Raw genomic sequence first — 15,510 nt, forward strand, 5'->3', positions numbered from 1 at the left:
CATCCTGCCTCATCCACCCGCGAATGACGGTCAGGCGGCGCGGGCGAGGGCGATCAGTCTGGAGAGGGCGCGCAAGTACTTCTTGCGGTAGCCGCCCTTGAGCATGTCCTTCGAGAACAGTTGGTCGAGCGGTACGCCGCCGGCCAGGAGTGGGAGGTTGCGGTCGTACATGCGGTCGGCCAGGACGACCATCCGGAGCGCGATGTTCTCGTCGGTCAGCGGGCGGATGTCGGTGATCGCGACCGTTTCGATGCCGTCGAGCAGAGCGCCGTACTTGCTGGGGTGCAGTTCGGCCAGGTGGCGGTGCAGGTCGACGAAGTGGTCGCACGACGCGTTCGGACGTACGGCTGCCTCCTGCTCGACCTTCTCGTCCGGCCACGGATCGGGCGCGGTCGGGAGGCCGCGGTGGCGGTAGTCGGGGCCGTCGATCCGGCGTACCTCGAAGCGGGCGGCCAGGGCCTGGATCTCGCGGAGGAAGTCGACCGCCTGGAAGCGGCCCTCGCCGAGCTTGTCCGGCAGCGTGTTGGAGGTGGCTGCGAACTGGACGCCCGCCGCTGCCAGCTGGGCGAGGAGGCGGGAGATCAGCATGGTGTCGCCGGGGTCGTCGAGTTCGAACTCGTCGATGCAGATCAGGCGGTAGGGCGAGAGTTCTTCGACCGCCGTGCGGAGGCCTAGGGCGCCTACCAGGTTCGTGAGCTCTACGAAAGTGCAGTACATCTTCGGGGTGGCTGCTTCGTGCCAGAGCGAGGCCAGGAGGTGGGTTTTGCCTACTCCGAATCCTCCGTCCAAGTAGATGCCCTGTTTGCCCGGGACTGGAGAGGAGGGGCGGAGGCGGGACCACGGAGACCAGCGGGAGCGGGTGGGGCGGGGGGTGGCTAGGTGGGTGGCGCGGTCCGTTAGGGCGGTCAGGGCTTCGGACTGGGTGGGTTCGTCGGGGTTGGGGCGGTACGTCGTGAAGCGCACGTCGGCGAACCGCGGTGGCGGCACGCATTCGGCCAACAGCCGATCCGGGCCGACCTCCGGCCACCGCGCACTCAACCGACTCACCACGAAGCCACCCTAAACGCTTCTCACCACCCGGCTCCGCACACCCTCCTGCCGCCGGATATCGGGCCGTGCAGACACAAAGTCTGGCTCGCGGCCTTGACCGCTTTCTTACTTTCAGTTAGGAAGTTGGAGTACCGATCGATGAGGAGTCTCCGATGGGCGAACAGCACGTGCGGCGGCGGACAGTTCTCAAGACGGCGGTAGGTGCGCTCGGCCTCGGGCCGGCGCTGGCCGCCTGCGGTGGCAGTGACAGTGGTGGCGGTACGACCAGCGGCGGCAAGGCCGTGGTCCGGATGTGGTCCTGGTACAACGACCAGGAGGACCAGTTCCCCAAGCTGATCAGCGCGTTCGAGGCCGCGCACAGCAACATCAAGATCGAGAACCGGATCTTCGGTACGCCGGACCAGTACCTGCCGGCGCTGCAGGCCGCGGTCGCCGGTGGCGACGTACCGGAGATCTTCGCGCCGCACACGCGGGCGCTGACGTACGGCACCGGCGGGGTGTCCGCCGACCTGAAGAAGGAGCTCGGCGACGACTTCCTGAAGGACTTCTTCGACTCGGCCAACCAGGAGTACACGCTGGACGGTAAGCAGTACGCGGTCGGCTGGATGGCGCAGACGTTCGGCCTGTTCTACAACCCCGACCTGCTCAAGGCGGCCGGGGTCGGCGAGGACGAGATCGAGACCTGGGACGACCTGATCGCCGCGGCCGCGAAGATCCGGAAGACCGGCAAGCACCCGGTCGCGCTGAGCTGCAACCCGACGACCAGTTCGCTGGACTTCTTCCTGCCGCTGATCACCCAGGTCGCCGACGACCCGACGTACTACCTGAAGCTCGACCAGCTCAAGGACGGGGCGACGTACGAGGACCCGAAGGTGGTGCAGGCGATCGAGCTGCAGCAGAAGATCGTCAAGGCAGGGGTCTTCCAGCCCGGTACGACGGGGACCAGCGGTGATCAGGCGCCGCAGATCTTCTACACCGGCAAGTCCGCGATGCTGTTCAACGGCAGCTGGACACCGCAGGGCCTGACGAAGGACGCGACGCCGGCGTTCAACAAGTTGTACAAGGTGATGAAGACGGCGGCGATCGCGCCGGGCAAGCGGCACTGGACGGCGAACCAGGCCGGCGCGGGCTGGGCGGTCTCGGCGACCAGCAAGAACAAGGACGCGGCGCTGGAGTTCCTGAAGTTCATGTACTCGGCCGAGCAGTACTCCCCCACGATGAACGACTCGAACTCGATGCCGGCCACGAAGAGCGCGGCGGCCCGGATCGAGCTGCCGATCATGAAGCAGATGACGTCCTGGCTGCTCGACGGCGACGGTTGCCCGCACATCCCGTTCGGGCCCGGATCGGTGGCGGCGGGCGATCCGCTGGCGAAGATCTTCGACGGCAGCGGCGAGCCGGCCGCGGTCGCGAAGGCGATGCAGCAGGCGGTCCAGAACGCCAAGGGCGGCTGACTGGATGAGTGCTGGCCAATTCTTCGGAACACCACTCAGAAAATCTCAAAGACTTGCGGGATACCTGTTCGTCGCGCCGACGTTCGTGCTGTTCCTGGCGTTCGTGCTGTGGCCGATCCTCTACACGGCGTACCTGAGCCTGACCTCGTGGGGCGGGTTCGGGGCGCCGCGGTTCGTGAACTTCGACAACTACAGCCGGATGCTGCACGACCCCGTCGCGCGCCGCGCGCTGATCGTCACGCTGGCCCTCACCGGCGTGACGACCGCTGTACTCACGTTCCTCGGACTGGTGACAGCGGTCCTGGTGAACACGATCTGGCGCAAGGTCGGTGTCGTCGTCCGGACCATCCTGTTCATCCCCGGGATCGTGTCGTTCGTCGTCTCGGCCGTGCTGTGGAAGCTGATCTACGACCCGAACATCGGCACGCTCAACCGGTTGCTCGGCGCAATCGGCCTGGGCGGCCTGCAGCATCCCTGGCTGGCCGACCACAGGACCGTACTGCCGGCGATCGTCGTGGTCACGGTGTGGGGCGGGCTCGGGTTCAACATGCTGATCTACTTCGCCGGCCTGCAGAGCATCGACCCGAACCTGTACGAGGCGGCGGCGATGGACGGCGCGAACGCGGTCCAGCAGTTCCGGCATATCACCGTACCGAGTCTGCGCGTGGTCACCGGTCTGATCGTGAGTCTCGGGCTGCTCAACGGCTTCAAGGCGTTCGACGTGATCTTCGTGATGACCGGCGGCGGTCCCAACCACGGCAGCGAAGTACTCGGTACCTACCTGTATCGCTGGCGTTCGGTACGACGTCCGGTTCGCTCCCGCAACTCGGGTACGCCAGCGCGTTCAGCGTCGTCACGATGGTGCTCTGCACGCTCGCGGTGATCGCGCAGCTCTGGCTGACGCGGAGGGCGGACCGATGAGGAAGGCTTTCGCGACGTTCGTACTGGCGCCGTTCTGCGTGCTGATGGCGTTCCCGTTCGTCTGGATGCTGCTGACCTCGTTGCGCGAGCAGAACACGATCTTCAACGGCCCGGTCATCCCGCGGAAGCTCACCGGAGCGGGCTACCGGGAGGCGTGGACGTCGATCCAGTTTCCGCTGCACTTCTGGAACAGTGTCTGGATCACCTCGGTCACAGTGATCGGCGTACTGGTCTTCGCCACGCTCAGCGGGTACGCGTTCGCGAAACTGGACTTCCCGTTCCGGAACACGCTGTTCGTCCTGCTCCTGACCACGCTGATGATGCCGTCGACAGCGCTGATCATCCCGCTGTACCTCGAACTCAAGTCGTTCGGGCTGCTCGACACCCAGGCCGGTCTGCTGGTGCTGTACATCTCCGGATCGGCACCGTTCGCGATGTTCCTGATGCGAGCGTTCTTCCAGACGTTGCCGGACGAGCTGATCGAGGCCGCCCGGGTGGACGGCGGCAGCGAGCTGACGATCTTCCGCCGGGTCATCCTGCCGCTCACCCGGCCCGGAATCGCGACTGTCGTAATCTTCCAATTTCTTTCCACTTGGAACGAGTTCCTGATCGCGAACACGGTGCTGCGGAACACCGACTCGCTCCCCCTCCAGCCGGTGCTGTTCACGCTGATGGGTCAGTACTCCACGAACTGGCCGGCACTGACGGCCGGCCTCACGTTGTCCGTCGTACCGGTCGTGATCGTCTACGTCCGGATGCAGCGGCAGTTCGTCGCCGGGATGATGCTCGGCGCCGTCAAGAACTAATCGAAAGCGGGCACATGCCGATCAAGAACGTCGTCGTCAACTGCACCGATGTCCACCGCTCCGTTGCCTTCTACACCGAATTCCTCGAGCTCACAGTGTTGGGCGAACCAACATCCGATCGAGCCGTTCTCGACGCGGTGACCGCGACGGTCGAACTACGGGCCGTGCGCAACGGCCGTGACGAGAGCACGTGGTCGCCGGACGATCTGCAAAAGGGGTTCCGGCATGTCGGCTTCAAGGTCGACCGCATCGACTCGCGGGCCGCTCGGTTGAAAGCGGCCGGCGTCGAGTTCAAGTTGAATCCACTGGATGCCGAGGGCAACGTACGGATCTGCTTCTTCTACGACCTGGACGGCACGCTGCTCGAAATGATCCAGGGCGACCTGGAGTACGCCGAGGTGCTGGACGCCGACGGGGTCGCGCGGGAGCGGGCGCTCGGCGTGCCTTCGCGGCCAAGGTTCGACCACGTCGCGGTGACGATCGCGGACCGGGACGCGACGGCCGCGCACTATCGCGATCACCACGGGTTCAGCTTCATCGGCACGATCGAGCAACCGCACGATCACCGTGGGTTCCACATCGGCTACCTCAAGGGCGGCGACACCGTGATCGAGGTCTTCACGTACGACGTGGACACGACCGGTCGCGCTCCGCAGTTGGACGTGGCGGGTTTCGCGTACGCCGAACTGACCGGCGGCGTACCGGCGCTGCCGGTCGTCGAATCACCTGATGGGACAAAGGTCTACGTCGACCCCGACGGGTTCGCGTACGCCGTAGGCTCCGGCACATGATCGACAACTGGCTCCGTCCGCTGGGCACCACCGGCCTGACCGTGTCGGCCGTCTGCGCCGGCGGCAGCGGCATCGCGGGCATGCCTGCCGTCTTCGGGTACGACGTGACCGCGGCGGAGGCGGTGGACCTGGTACTGCGGGTGTTCGACAGCCCGCTCACCTGGATCGACACCTCCAACGGGTACGGCGACGGCACCAGCGAGACCCGGATCGGGCAGGCCATCCGCGAGTACGGCGGACTGCCCGACGGGTTCCTGGTCGCGACCAAGGTGGACGCCAAGGACGGCGACTACTCCGGTGCGCGGGTCCGCGCGAGTGTTGCCGAGAGCAAGGAACGGCTCGGGCTCGACGACCTGCCGCTGGTCTACCTGCACGATCCCGAGTTCCACGACTTCGACGGGATGCGCGACGCCGTCGATGTGTTGATGCAGCTGCGCGCCGACGGGGAGATCGGGCACGTCGGCCTGGCGGGTGGCGATACCCGGGAGCTGTCGCGGTACCTCGACCTCGGCGGATTCGAAGTACTGCTCGTACACAACCGGTGGAGCCTGGTCGACCACTCCGCCGGCCGCATCTTCGAGCGGGCGCGCACCGAAGGCCTCGGCGTGGTGAACGCGGCCGTGTACGGCGGTGGCATCCTCGCGAACCCGAGCGGCGCGACGAAGTACGCGTACCGCGAGGCCCCGGCCGCGCTGCTCGAGGCGGTGGCGGAGATGGAGAAGGCGTGCCAGGAGTACGGCCTCGACCTCGCGACCGCGGCCCTGCGGCACTCGACGGACGACTCGGCGATCGCCGGCACAGTCGTCGGGATCACCAAGCCGGCCCGCGTCGACGCCCTGCTCGCCGCCCGCGATGCGGACCTGCCCTCCGCGTTGCTTAACCGGTTAGCTACCCTGCTGCCGGATCAGCAGTACTGGGTGGAGAAGGAGACGACGTGACGAACGGCTTCCCGAGCGGGTTCACCTGGGGCGCGGCGACCGCGTCGTACCAGGTCGAGGGCGCGGTGTCGGCGGACGGCCGCGGGCCGAGCATCTGGGACACGTTCGCGCACACCCCGGGCAAGATCGCGGACGGTACGAACGGCGACGTCGCCGACGACCACTACCACCGGTTCGAGGACGACATCCGGCTGCTCGCCGACCTCGGGCTGAATGCGTACCGCTTCTCCATCGCGTGGCCGCGGATCATGCCCGGCGGCGTGCTGAACCAGGCCGGCCTGGACTTCTACCGGCGGCTCGCGGAGGCGTGTCTGGCGAACGGCGTCACGCCGTACGCGACGCTCTACCACTGGGACCTGCCGCAGCCGCTCGAGGACGCGGGCGGCTGGCTCGTCCGCGACACCGCCTTGCGCTTCCGCGACTACGCGGTTGCCGTGCACGACGGGCTGTCGGACGTCGTCAAACACTGGATGACGCTGAACGAGCCGTGGTGCTCCGCGTTCCTCGGCTACGGGAACGGCGAGCACGCGCCGGGGCGGACCGTCGGCGCGGACGCGCTCAAGGCGGCGCACCACCTCTTGCTCGGGCACGGTCTCGCGCTGGACGCCATCCGTACGGAGGGTTCGACGTACGGCATCGCGCTGAACCCGGCGCCGATCCACGCTGCGTCCGACTCCCCCGCCGACCGGGACGCGGCGCGGCGGATCGACGGGCTGCGGAACCGGCTGTTCCTCGAGCCGTTGCTGGCCGGGCGGTACCCGGCCGACGTGCTGGAAGACACCGGGACGACGGAGTGGTTCGCGGCGCAGGAGGCGGACCTGCCGCTCATCGGTGCGCCGCTCGACTTCATGGGCGTGAACTACTACTGCCCGACCACGGTCGCCGCGCCGGACGGGCCGATCTCGACGCCCGGCCCGTCGACGCAACCCGGCAGCGAGAACGTCGTTGCCGTCGACACCGGTCTGCCGAAGACCCAGATGGGCTGGCCGATCCAGGCGTCCGGGCTGCGCGACATCCTGGTGACGATCAACAAGCTCGCGCCCGAGCTGCCGTTGTACGTGACCGAGAACGGGTCGGCGTACCCGGACGTGGTGACCGCCGACGGCGAGGTCGAGGACGACGAGCGGCTCGACTACCTGCGGCAACACGTTGCCGTGTGCAAGGACCTGGTCGGCGAGGGGTTCCCGCTGAAGGGGTACTTCGCGTGGTCGCTGCTCGACAACTTCGAGTGGGCGTGGGGCTACAGCCGGCGCTTCGGCATCGTGTACGTCGACTACGCCACCCAGCAACGCATCGTGAAGAAGAGCGCCCGCTGGCTGCAGGACTTACTCGCGGACGTGTGACACTCACCAACCGCGGCTCGCGCGGCGTGTCGCGGATGGTGCCTCGGCGTGTCGCGCACTTGGTGAGTGCCGGACGTCCGGGCCATCACAATCGCAGCGGCGGCGCGGGGCCGCGCTGGACGGTGCGGCGTCTCGCGGATTGTGATGGCCTGGCGGTCCGCGACCTCAGGCGCGGGCGTTCTGGTGTGGGGTGAGTTGGCTGTGCAGGACGAGTGAGGCGGCACCCAGGGCCGCCGCGCTCGGGCCGAGTTTGGAGAGCTCGATGCGGGTCGGGTGCATCGCGCGGACGAACGACAGGCGGTTGAGTTCCTGCGCGGCGATCCGGACGTAGATGTCGCCGGCCTCGCTGAAGCCGGGTCCGGCCAGGATGATCTGGTCGAGGTCGAGCAGGTTGGTGATCGAGAGCAGCGCCTTCGCGAGGTACGTCGCGGACTCCTCGATCAGCTCCAGGCAACGGTCGTCACCACCGGCCGCCAGGCGTGCGATCCGCGCGAAGTCGGAGCGTACGGACGACTGCCGGCCACGGAGACCGAGCTCGACGGCGAGAGACTCGTTCCGTTCCGCACGGGCGACGACGGCAGCGGGCGCGGCCAGGCTCTCCAGACAGCCCTGCCCCCCACACCAGCACTGCGGTCCGTTCACGTCGAGGACCATGTGGCCGATCTCGCCGACGTTCGAGGACGAGCCGCGGTACACGTCGCCGTTCGTCACCAGGCCCAGCCCGAAGCCGGCCGCCATGTAGACCGTCGCGAAGTCGTTCGCGGACGGAATCCGGCCGGCCCAGAACTCCCCGATCGCCGCGCAGGTCGAGTCGTTCTCGACCACGATCGGGTGGTCGATCGCCGCCTTCAGCGTGTCCCGCACGGCGAACGGCTCCCAGGCGTACTTCTCCGAGTCCGTCCGCAGCATCCGGATCCCGCCGCGCCCCTGCCGGCCGGCCAGCGCGACCCCGACCCCGACGAGGGTCGAGGGCTCGATCTGCGCCTTCACGATCAGGTCCTCGAGTTCCGCGGTGATCCGCTGCACCGCGGTCGCGGGCGCTTCCTTCCCGATCCCGCGCGCGGACAGCTGCTCGATCACGCGCCCACTCATGTCGGTGACGACGTACGTCGTACTCGGCGTGTCGACGGCGATGCCGACGGCGTGCCGCGCACGCGGGTTGAACTGCAGCAGCGTGGCGCGTTTGCCGCCGGTCGGGTCGCCGTACCCGGTCTCGACGATCAGGCCGTCGGCGAGCAGCCGCTTCACCACCCGGGAGATCGACGCGCCGGTCAGCCCGGACTGGTCGGCGAGGTCGACCCGGGTCACCGTCCCGCTGGACCGGATCAGGTCGAGGATCGCGCTGTGCGTCTCCTGTGCGGTCGCGCCTCTGAGTATCTTGGCCACGTCACCCTCCCTCGACGCGCACTTTAGTACACAACGTAAGGAAGTGGCAGTGGTTGACCTCAACTAATATTGAGGTTCTACCGTCGTCGGTGTGAAAGCGATCAGACTGCACACGTTCGGGCCGGCGGAGAACCTCGTGTACGAGGACGTGCCGGACCCGGTCCCTGGCCCCGGGACGGTCCTCGTCGACGTCGAGGCGGCCGGCGTCCACCTCGTCGACACGATGATCCGCGCCGGCACCACCGGCGACAGCCCGATCCCGGTCCCCGACCTGCCGACCGTCCCGGGCCGCGAGGTAGCGGGCCGGGTCAGTGCGGTCGGCGCCGACGTCGACCCGTCGTGGATCGGGAAGCGGGTCGTCGTACATCTCGGCATGGTCCCGGGCGGGTACGCCGAACGCGCGGTCGCGAAGGTCGAGTCCCTGTACGAACTCCCGGACCACGTCGACGCCGCCCAGGCAGTCGCCGCCATCGGTACCGGCCGTACGACCGCCGGCATCCTCCAGCAGGCACAGCTCACGAAGGAGGACGTCGTACTCATCACCTCAGCAGCCGGCGGAATCGGCAGCTACCTGGTCCAGGCCGCCCGCAATGTCGGCGCGGTGGCCATCGGCCTGGCCGGCGGCCCGGGCAAAGTGGAGCTGGTCCGTTCGCTGGGCGCCAACCACGCCCTCGACTACCGTGACCCAGCCTGGGCCGACCAGCTCAGAACCATCCTTGCCGATCATCCGGCCACCGTCCTGCTCGACGGCGTCGGCGGCCCCAACGGGCAGCAGGCGTTCGAGCTCCTCTCCCCCGGCGCCCGAGCCCTCCTCTTCGGCTGGTCCGGCGGCGGCCCGATCGAGTTCACCCACACCGACCTGATGACCCGAAGCCTCACGGTCGGCTGGACCCTGGGCGCGCGGATGGCCCGCCAACTCCGAACCCTCGAAGCCGCCGCCCTCGAAGAAACCACCACCGGCCGCTGGAAGGCCCTGACCACGACCTTCCCCCTGTCCGAAGCAGCCACCGCTCATAAAGCCCTGGAGGACCGCGCCACCACGGGCAAGGTCGTTCTCACCACCTGACGGCGTGCACCCCGGAGTCACCCTGGTGGGTGTGGCTCCGGGGTCCGGGGCGGCGGCTCAGTCGGCGAAGTCGCTGTACGTGTGCACGGGGCCGTTCCTCTCGTCGGTGGGCGGGGTACGGAGGAGGTACTCCGTACCGAGAAGATTGACACCGCCACGTGATGGCTGTGATATCCCACCAGGGCATAACGTTCCCGCTATGGAGCTCGAACTACGGCATCTGCGGACCGTCTGCCGGCTCGCCGACACCGGCAGCGTCTCCAAGGCCGCGGCGTCGCTCGGCGTCTCGCAGCCGTCGTTGACCGCGCAGCTGCGGCGGATCGAGACCGCCGTCGGCGGAGCGCTGTTCGAGCGCGGTACGCACGGTGTACTGCCGACGCCGCTCGGGCGGCACGTACTCACCCGGGCGCGGGCCATGCTCGCCGACATGGACGAGCTGATCGGGTCGAGCCGGCGCTACACCTCCGGATCCGGGCCACTGCGGCTCGGGTCCGTACGGACGGTGATGTTCGGGGAGTGGTTGTCCCGGGTCGAGGAAGCGCTCCCGGCGCGCGAGATCAGTACGCAGGTCGATCCTTCGTGCGCTGTACTCACCGAGCTCCTCGCGGCCGACGTACTGGACATCGTGCTGCTCGGCCGCTGCGACGATGCGCACGCGCCGCCGTGCCCGCAGGGAGTACGCGAGCAGACGATGGTCTTCCCGGAGCCGTTCGCGGTCGCGCTACCCGCCGATCACCGGTTGGCGGACGCAGACGAGGTCGCGTTGGCGGACCTCGCTGACGACGTGTGGATCTCCCCGCCCGCCGGGAAGGAGGACGGCGATCTCGCCTACCTCCGCGACGCGTGCGAGGAGGCCGGCTTCGTACCCGACTTCCGCTACGCCAACCTCGACACCACAGAGATCGAGCAACTGATCGGCGCCGGCCGCGGCGTCAGCCTGTGCGCTCCGACCGTCCGCGACCTCCCCCGCACAGTGGTCAAGCCGCTGACCGGCCAACCCCTGCTGTGGCGCCGCGCCCTCCGCTACCGCGCCGACACCGTCGACCAACAAACCGTCGACGCCGTCCACCAAGCCTTCGTCACCACCTACCGCGAAACCATAACCACCAACGCCGCCCCCCGCGCTTGGTGGCCCACCCATCCCGAAACCCACCCGACGATCATCGACGCCGCCCGACCAGCTTCGGCCTGAACGATGGTCAGGTGCCGCGGGGGGCGTACATGATGATGGCTACGCCTAGGAGGCAGAGGGTGGCGCCGGTTAGGTCGTAGCGGTCGGGTTTGAAGTTGTCGACGAGGACGCCCCAGGCCAGGGAGCCGGCGACGAAGATTCCGCCGTAGGCGGCGAGGATGCGGCCGAAGTTGGGGTCGGGCTGGAAGGTGGCGACGAAGCCGTAGGCGCCTAGGGCAACTATTCCGCCGGCGACCCAGAGTACGCCGCGATGCTCACGCCAGCCCTGCCAGATCAGCCAGGCGCCGCCGATCTCCGCAATCGCCGCCACCACGAACAGCAGCACCGACCGCAACACCGTCACTGGGCGATCTCCGCGAACGGGAGAGGGCAGGTGGGGTCGCCTGCGCAGGTTTGTAGGTCGTTGCAGCCGGCGGCGATGGCGGCGCGGAGGGTTTCGGCGATGACTGTGAGGTCGGCTAGCTTGGCTTCCACGTCGGCCAGTTTCTCCTGGGCCCGCGCCTGCAGGCCGGATCCCTCGCCGCGGGGGTGCCGGTGGCGTGCGGTGTCGAGCAGGTCCGAGACCTCGGACAGGGTGAATCCGAGGCGCTGGGCCGCCTTGATCACTCGCAGCGTGGTGACAGCCTCGGACGGGTAGATCCGGTGGCCGCCGAGGGTGCGCGACGGCTGGTCGAGCAGTCCGCGGCGTTCGTAGTACCTGAGGGTTTGCAGGTTCACGCCCGCGGCGGCTGCTACTTCGCTGGATCTCATAGCCGGGCCGTCAGGCCGTCCAGTACGGCGGTGTGCGCCGGCGGGACCGTGACCCGGAGATTGAGCGTGAAGGTGAAGAACGAGCAGCAGGCGGACTCGCGGGCGATGAGGTCCGCGGCAGCGGCGTACGCGGCCGGATCGAGCGTCAACTCGAGGGTCTGGTCGTCGACGCGGTTCGCTCGCCGCAGGTACGTCGCGAACAGTTGGTCGAACTCGGCGACGCGCAGTGGTCGCTCGGCAGTTGGGAGGGTGCAGGCGTCCGGGGCCCAGGTTTCGTCCATGAGTCGACGGTAAACCTGTACCGAAGTACCGGATGCAAGTCCTACTTGCCCGTGCCCTGCCCGCGGGTGACCGGCTTTCCGCCGGCGCGCAACCGCAGATCCTGTTCGGACGACGGGGCGGCCGACTGGACGGACTCCGAGCCAGCGGGTTCCGCTGCGTACGCCTCCAGCTTGGACGCGAGTCCGTCGAGCTGGGTGGAGGCCGACTCGAGGCGCGCGGCGGCTCCCCCGCGCAGGTTGTCGGTCCACTGGATCGAAGACGCGGCGTCCCGGATGTCGCTGTGCCAGTCCGGCGGCGGATTGTCTGCCTTGCCCAAAACGTCGTACTTCAGCGTCGTCAGGTCCTGGTCGAACCGTTCGCCGAGGAAACGTGCCTGATCCTGCGCGGCCTTGAGGTCGTTCGCCATGGTCGTCAGGTCCTGCTCAACCCGAGCACCCGTCGACGGAAGCATCCCAGGTGTCGCGGCGGCGCTGCGGTGCTCGATGGCACCGGCAAGTGCGGTCGCCGCGGTGTCCAGGTGCGTGGTCGCCTCGGCGAGGTGTTCCTGCCCGCGGGTCAGCCGGTCGTTCCAGTCGTCGGCAGCCTGACCGAGACGGTGATTCGCGTCGTCGCCACGGTCGAGGAGCATCACCGTGAGGTTGTTCGGTGCGGTCAGCGGCTGGTCCAGGCGGAGCGTGTCGGGGATCAGATCGATCTGGTCCATCGAACGGCGTGCCGCGGCGGCCGCGTCCCTGGCCTGTTGGACAGCCTCGACGTACTCAGGCGCGTTCTGCACTGCGGTCGCCACTTGCTGCTCGAACGTCGGAGGGGCGGCCGCTGGCTCCGCCGCGACGACCGGCTCGCGCCGCGGCCGCTGATCGACGACGCCGCCCAGCGCCTTGTTCACCATCGAACGCAACTGCTCGGCATCGTTGTCCTGGGCCACTCCGCGGACCCTATCCAGCACGCGGGGTCAGCTGTCGGTCACGCGGTCGGCGGCTAAGGCTGGTAGGTCAGCGTGAAGACGACTGCTCCGAAGCTGACGCGGTCGCCTGGGCGGACCTGGATCGTGGTGGTGATGCGCTGGTCGTTCACGCAGGTGCCGTTCATCGAGCCGAGGTCGCGGAGCAGCCAGCCGTCGTCGACGTGCCGGAGCTCGGCGTGGCACCGCGACACGGTCTCGTCTCCCAGCCGAAGCGTTGCCCCCGGCCCTCGGCCTACCCGGACGGTCGGCGACCCCGGCGCAGGCAAGGCAAGAGCGGGCGGCGGCAGAGCCGCCACCTCCCGCACGACAGTCAACCGAGGCACCGAATCAAGCCACGACCGCCGCCGCCTGCCAACCACCCCGCGCCCGTCCAACCCACCGCGCGCCCCGCGCCCGTCCAACAGGCGTGGGAGCTTGGATCGGACAGCTCGGGTCCAGGTGGTGAAGCGGGACTCGCGAGTCGGGAGGTCGCGGAGGACGTCGGCGAGTTCGCCGTTCGTGCGGGCGCGGAGTACGACGTTCATCCGGCGGACGAAGGTGTCGTGGGAGAGGCGGCCGGAGCCGGCGCCGTCACGGAGGACGGCCAGGGCGCGGTCACGCTCCGCGTCCGACGGACGCGTACTCACCCCGATCGTGCTCATACAGGCATTGTCCGAGGCGACTCGGCCACTGTCCACCTGGGATGTGTCCGTGGCGTGGGACAGAATGACGGGATGCGACTGCCTGTGATGCCGCCGGTCAAGCCGATGCTCGCCAAGCCGGTCAAGGAGATCCCCCGCGGGGCGATGTCCTACGAGCCGAAGTGGGACGGGTTCCGTTCCATCATCTTCCGCGACGGCGACGAGGTGGAGATCGGCAGCCGGAACGAGAAGCCGATGACGCGGTACTTCCCCGAGCTCGTCGAGGCGGTGAAGGCGAATCTCCCGGAGCGCTGCGCGATCGACGGCGAGATCATCGTGATCGGCGAGTCCGGCGACCGGCTCGACTTCGAGGTGCTGCAGCAGCGCATCCACCCGGCCGCGAGCCGGGTGAACATGCTGTCGGAGAAGACGCCGGCCCGGTTCGTCGCGTTCGACCTGCTCGCGCTCGGCGACGACGACTACACCGAGCGCCCGTTCAGCGAACGCCGTGCGGCGCTGCTCGACGCGCTGGCGCGCGTACAGGAACCGATCCACGTCACCCCGGCGACCGCCGACCACGACACCGCGGAGCAGTGGTTCGAGCAGTTCGAGGGCGCCGGCCTGGACGGCCTGATCGCGAAGCCGCTCGACGGGCTGTACGTGCCCGACAAGCGGACGATGTTCAAGATCAAACCGGAGCGTACGGCCGACTGCGTCGTCGCCGGGTACCGCCTGCACAAGAGCGGCCCGGACCGGATCGGCTCGCTGCTCCTCGGGCTGTACAACGACGACGGCACGCTGGCCAGCGTCGGCGTGATCGGCGCGTTCCCGATGGAGCGCCGCAAGGAACTGTTCGAGGAAATGCAGCCGCTCGTCACGACGTTCGACGAGCACCCGTGGGCATGGGCGAAGCAGGAGGAAGGCGTCCGTACGCCGCGCAACGCCGAAGGCAGCCGTTGGCAGGCCGGCAAGGACCTGTCGTTCACGCCGCTGCGCCCGGAGCTGGTCGTCGAGGTGCGGTACGGCCACATGGAAGGTGTCCGCTTCCGGCACACCGCGCAGTTCGTCCGCTGGCGCCCGGACCGTACTCCGGAGTCCTGCACCTACGAGCAGCTGGAGGAGCCGGTGAAGTTCGACCTGGCCGACGTCCTGTCCAGCGCCCAACGATGATGCTGTACTCGCTCTACACGCGCCGGCTCCGACGCCAGCTCAACGGCCTGCCCAAGCCACGCCACGTCGCGATCGTGATGGACGGCAACCGGCGCTGGGCCCGCGGCGCCGGGTACGACGACGTACGCGTCGGGCACCGGTTCGGGGCGAAGCACCTGGAGCAGTTCCTGCAGTGGAGCGCCGACGCGGGGATCACCTGTGTGACCGCGTGGGTCGCATCGGCCGACAACATGCGCAAGCGGGACTCGGCCGAGGTCGGCTATCTGATGGAGCTGACCGAGAGCGTGCTGGCCGAGCACGTCCGGCGCGACCACCGTTGGCGGCTGCACGTCGCAGGCCAGCTGGATCTGTTGCCCGACTCAACGGCCCGGGTGTTGAAGGAGGCTGTCGAGCTCAGCCGCGATCGCGACGCCGGTGACCTGACGCTCGCGATCGGCTACTCCGGGCGGCTCGAGGTCGTGGACGCCGTCCGTGCAGTGCTCGACGACGCCGCTGCGGACGGGCGGTCGCTCGAGGAGGTCGCCGACGCGCTCAGCGAGGAGGAGATCGGGCGGCACCTGTACGTTCCCGGCCTGCCCGATCCCGAGCTGGTGATCCGGACGAGCGGCGAGCTGCGGATGTCGGACTTCCTGCTCTGGCAGGCGACCGGCTCGGAGATCGAGTTCTGCGACCTGTACTGGCCCGCGTTCCGCGAGGTGGACCTGCTCCGCGCACTGCGAACGTACGGAAGGCGAAGACTGCAACGATTCAGTTGAATACTTTCGTCGCGGTCCGGGG

Annotated in this window: 17 protein-coding genes; 10 read left to right on the forward strand and 7 right to left on the reverse strand. The window is 68.5% G+C overall.

The annotated features are described in order from the left end of the window. Positions 1-30: 30 nt before the first annotated feature. On the reverse strand, positions 31-1,050 hold the full coding sequence (gene zapE / locus ACFYRU_RS22635) for a cell division protein ZapE (protein WP_387662033.1): 1,020 nt from the start codon (positions 1,048-1,050) through the stop codon (positions 31-33). A gap of 152 nt (positions 1,051-1,202) precedes the next feature. Between zapE and ACFYRU_RS22640 the strand changes: the two genes are divergently transcribed. Genes ACFYRU_RS22640 through ACFYRU_RS22665 form a run of 6 tightly spaced genes read left to right on the forward strand, consistent with a single transcriptional unit; the run spans position 1,203 to position 7,303 of the window. Further along, entirely contained in the window at positions 1,203-2,504 is a 1,302-nt protein-coding gene (locus ACFYRU_RS22640) for an ABC transporter substrate-binding protein (protein ID WP_387662035.1), read from the forward strand. Between the two features lie 4 nt (positions 2,505-2,508). Beyond that, positions 2,509-3,387 (forward strand): carbohydrate ABC transporter permease, encoded by an 879-nt coding sequence (locus ACFYRU_RS22645; RefSeq protein WP_387662037.1) that lies wholly within the window; start codon positions 2,509-2,511, stop codon positions 3,385-3,387. 34 nt (positions 3,388-3,421) lie between these two features. Next, positions 3,422-4,231: a carbohydrate ABC transporter permease gene (locus ACFYRU_RS22650; protein WP_387662039.1), complete on the forward strand. Its 810-nt coding sequence runs from the start codon at positions 3,422-3,424 to the stop codon at positions 4,229-4,231. Positions 4,232-4,245: 14 nt separating this feature from the next. Then, entirely contained in the window at positions 4,246-5,022 is a 777-nt protein-coding gene (locus ACFYRU_RS22655) for a VOC family protein (protein WP_387662041.1), read from the forward strand. Then, positions 5,019-5,960, forward strand: a complete 942-nt coding sequence (locus ACFYRU_RS22660) for an aldo/keto reductase (protein ID WP_387662043.1) — start codon at positions 5,019-5,021, stop codon at positions 5,958-5,960. The genes ACFYRU_RS22655 and ACFYRU_RS22660 overlap by 4 nt, the downstream gene beginning before the upstream one ends. Further along, positions 5,957-7,303: a GH1 family beta-glucosidase gene (locus tag ACFYRU_RS22665; RefSeq protein ID WP_387662045.1), complete on the forward strand. Its 1,347-nt coding sequence runs from the start codon at positions 5,957-5,959 to the stop codon at positions 7,301-7,303. The genes ACFYRU_RS22660 and ACFYRU_RS22665 overlap by 4 nt, the downstream gene beginning before the upstream one ends. Before the next feature lie 165 nt (positions 7,304-7,468). Here the strand turns inward: ACFYRU_RS22665 and ACFYRU_RS22670 are convergent, their stop codons facing one another. Continuing rightward, complete coding sequence (locus ACFYRU_RS22670) at positions 7,469-8,689, reverse strand: ROK family protein (protein ID WP_387662047.1); 1,221 nt, start codon at positions 8,687-8,689, stop codon at positions 7,469-7,471. Between the two features lie 91 nt (positions 8,690-8,780). On the opposite strand from ACFYRU_RS22670, the gene ACFYRU_RS22675 reads away from it, so the two are divergent. Both ACFYRU_RS22675 and ACFYRU_RS22680 read left to right on the forward strand, forming a co-directional pair. Then, the gene (locus ACFYRU_RS22675; protein WP_387662049.1) at positions 8,781-9,755 is read left to right on the forward strand and encodes a zinc-binding dehydrogenase; all 975 of its coding nucleotides are present in this window, start codon (positions 8,781-8,783) and stop codon (positions 9,753-9,755) included. 199 nt (positions 9,756-9,954) lie between these two features. Then, on the forward strand, positions 9,955-10,947 hold the full coding sequence (locus ACFYRU_RS22680) for a LysR family transcriptional regulator (protein ID WP_387662051.1): 993 nt from the start codon (positions 9,955-9,957) through the stop codon (positions 10,945-10,947). Between the two features lie 7 nt (positions 10,948-10,954). On the opposite strand, the gene ACFYRU_RS22685 is transcribed toward ACFYRU_RS22680, so the two are convergent. From ACFYRU_RS22685 to ACFYRU_RS22705, 5 genes are read right to left on the reverse strand one after another with little or no spacing between them, the layout of a single operon-like run. Further along, the gene (locus ACFYRU_RS22685; protein WP_387662053.1) at positions 10,955-11,290 is read right to left on the reverse strand and encodes a YnfA family protein; all 336 of its coding nucleotides are present in this window, start codon (positions 11,288-11,290) and stop codon (positions 10,955-10,957) included. Then, positions 11,287-11,697, reverse strand: coding sequence for a MerR family transcriptional regulator (locus ACFYRU_RS22690; RefSeq protein WP_387662055.1), 411 nt, complete (start codon positions 11,695-11,697; stop codon positions 11,287-11,289). Before ACFYRU_RS22690 ends, ACFYRU_RS22685 begins: the two co-directional genes overlap by 4 nt. Beyond that, complete coding sequence (locus tag ACFYRU_RS22695) at positions 11,694-11,978, reverse strand: hypothetical protein (protein ID WP_387662056.1); 285 nt, start codon at positions 11,976-11,978, stop codon at positions 11,694-11,696. Before ACFYRU_RS22695 ends, ACFYRU_RS22690 begins: the two co-directional genes overlap by 4 nt. 41 nt (positions 11,979-12,019) lie before the next feature. Further along, a complete protein-coding gene (locus ACFYRU_RS22700; protein WP_387662058.1) occupies positions 12,020-12,904 on the reverse strand; it encodes a hypothetical protein in 885 nt (294 codons plus the stop codon). A gap of 53 nt (positions 12,905-12,957) precedes the next feature. After that, positions 12,958-13,584 (reverse strand): FHA domain-containing protein, encoded by a 627-nt coding sequence (locus tag ACFYRU_RS22705; protein WP_387662060.1) that lies wholly within the window; start codon positions 13,582-13,584, stop codon positions 12,958-12,960. Between the two features lie 72 nt (positions 13,585-13,656). Here ACFYRU_RS22705 and ACFYRU_RS22710 point away from each other — a divergent pair, with 72 nt between their 5' ends. Both ACFYRU_RS22710 and uppS read left to right on the forward strand, forming a co-directional pair. After that, positions 13,657-14,733: an ATP-dependent DNA ligase gene (locus tag ACFYRU_RS22710; protein ID WP_387662062.1), complete on the forward strand. Its 1,077-nt coding sequence runs from the start codon at positions 13,657-13,659 to the stop codon at positions 14,731-14,733. Further along, positions 14,730-15,488 carry a polyprenyl diphosphate synthase gene (uppS, locus tag ACFYRU_RS22715; RefSeq protein ID WP_387662064.1) on the forward strand — a complete coding sequence of 253 codons (759 nt, stop codon included), beginning with the start codon at positions 14,730-14,732 and terminating at the stop codon, positions 15,486-15,488. The genes ACFYRU_RS22710 and uppS overlap by 4 nt, the downstream gene beginning before the upstream one ends. The last annotated feature ends 22 nt before the right edge of the window (positions 15,489-15,510 follow it).

Origin of the sequence: Kribbella sp. NPDC004536 (assembly GCF_042873835.1) — a bacterium.
Lineage (GTDB): Bacteria > Actinomycetota > Actinomycetes > Propionibacteriales > Kribbellaceae > Kribbella.

What these genes read in the sequence shown, in the direction of transcription:
- ACFYRU_RS22705 (WP_387662060.1), bottom strand. Translation starts at nt 13,584, where the DNA reads ATGAGCACGATCGGGGTGAGTACGCGTCCGTCGGACGCGGAGCGTGAC.
- ACFYRU_RS22655 (WP_387662041.1), top strand. Translation starts at nt 4,246, where the DNA reads ATGCCGATCAAGAACGTCGTCGTCAACTGCACCGATGTCCACCGCTCC.
- ACFYRU_RS22710 (WP_387662062.1), top strand. Translation starts at nt 13,657, where the DNA reads ATGCGACTGCCTGTGATGCCGCCGGTCAAGCCGATGCTCGCCAAGCCG.
- ACFYRU_RS22645 (WP_387662037.1), top strand. Translation starts at nt 2,509, where the DNA reads ATGAGTGCTGGCCAATTCTTCGGAACACCACTCAGAAAATCTCAAAGA.
- ACFYRU_RS22640 (WP_387662035.1), top strand. Translation starts at nt 1,203, where the DNA reads ATGGGCGAACAGCACGTGCGGCGGCGGACAGTTCTCAAGACGGCGGTA.
- uppS (WP_387662064.1), top strand. Translation starts at nt 14,730, where the DNA reads ATGATGCTGTACTCGCTCTACACGCGCCGGCTCCGACGCCAGCTCAAC.
- ACFYRU_RS22660 (WP_387662043.1), top strand. Translation starts at nt 5,019, where the DNA reads ATGATCGACAACTGGCTCCGTCCGCTGGGCACCACCGGCCTGACCGTG.
- ACFYRU_RS22650 (WP_387662039.1), top strand. Translation starts at nt 3,422, where the DNA reads ATGAGGAAGGCTTTCGCGACGTTCGTACTGGCGCCGTTCTGCGTGCTG.
- ACFYRU_RS22680 (WP_387662051.1), top strand. Translation starts at nt 9,955, where the DNA reads ATGGAGCTCGAACTACGGCATCTGCGGACCGTCTGCCGGCTCGCCGAC.
- ACFYRU_RS22690 (WP_387662055.1), bottom strand. Translation starts at nt 11,697, where the DNA reads ATGAGATCCAGCGAAGTAGCAGCCGCCGCGGGCGTGAACCTGCAAACC.
- ACFYRU_RS22695 (WP_387662056.1), bottom strand. Translation starts at nt 11,978, where the DNA reads ATGGACGAAACCTGGGCCCCGGACGCCTGCACCCTCCCAACTGCCGAG.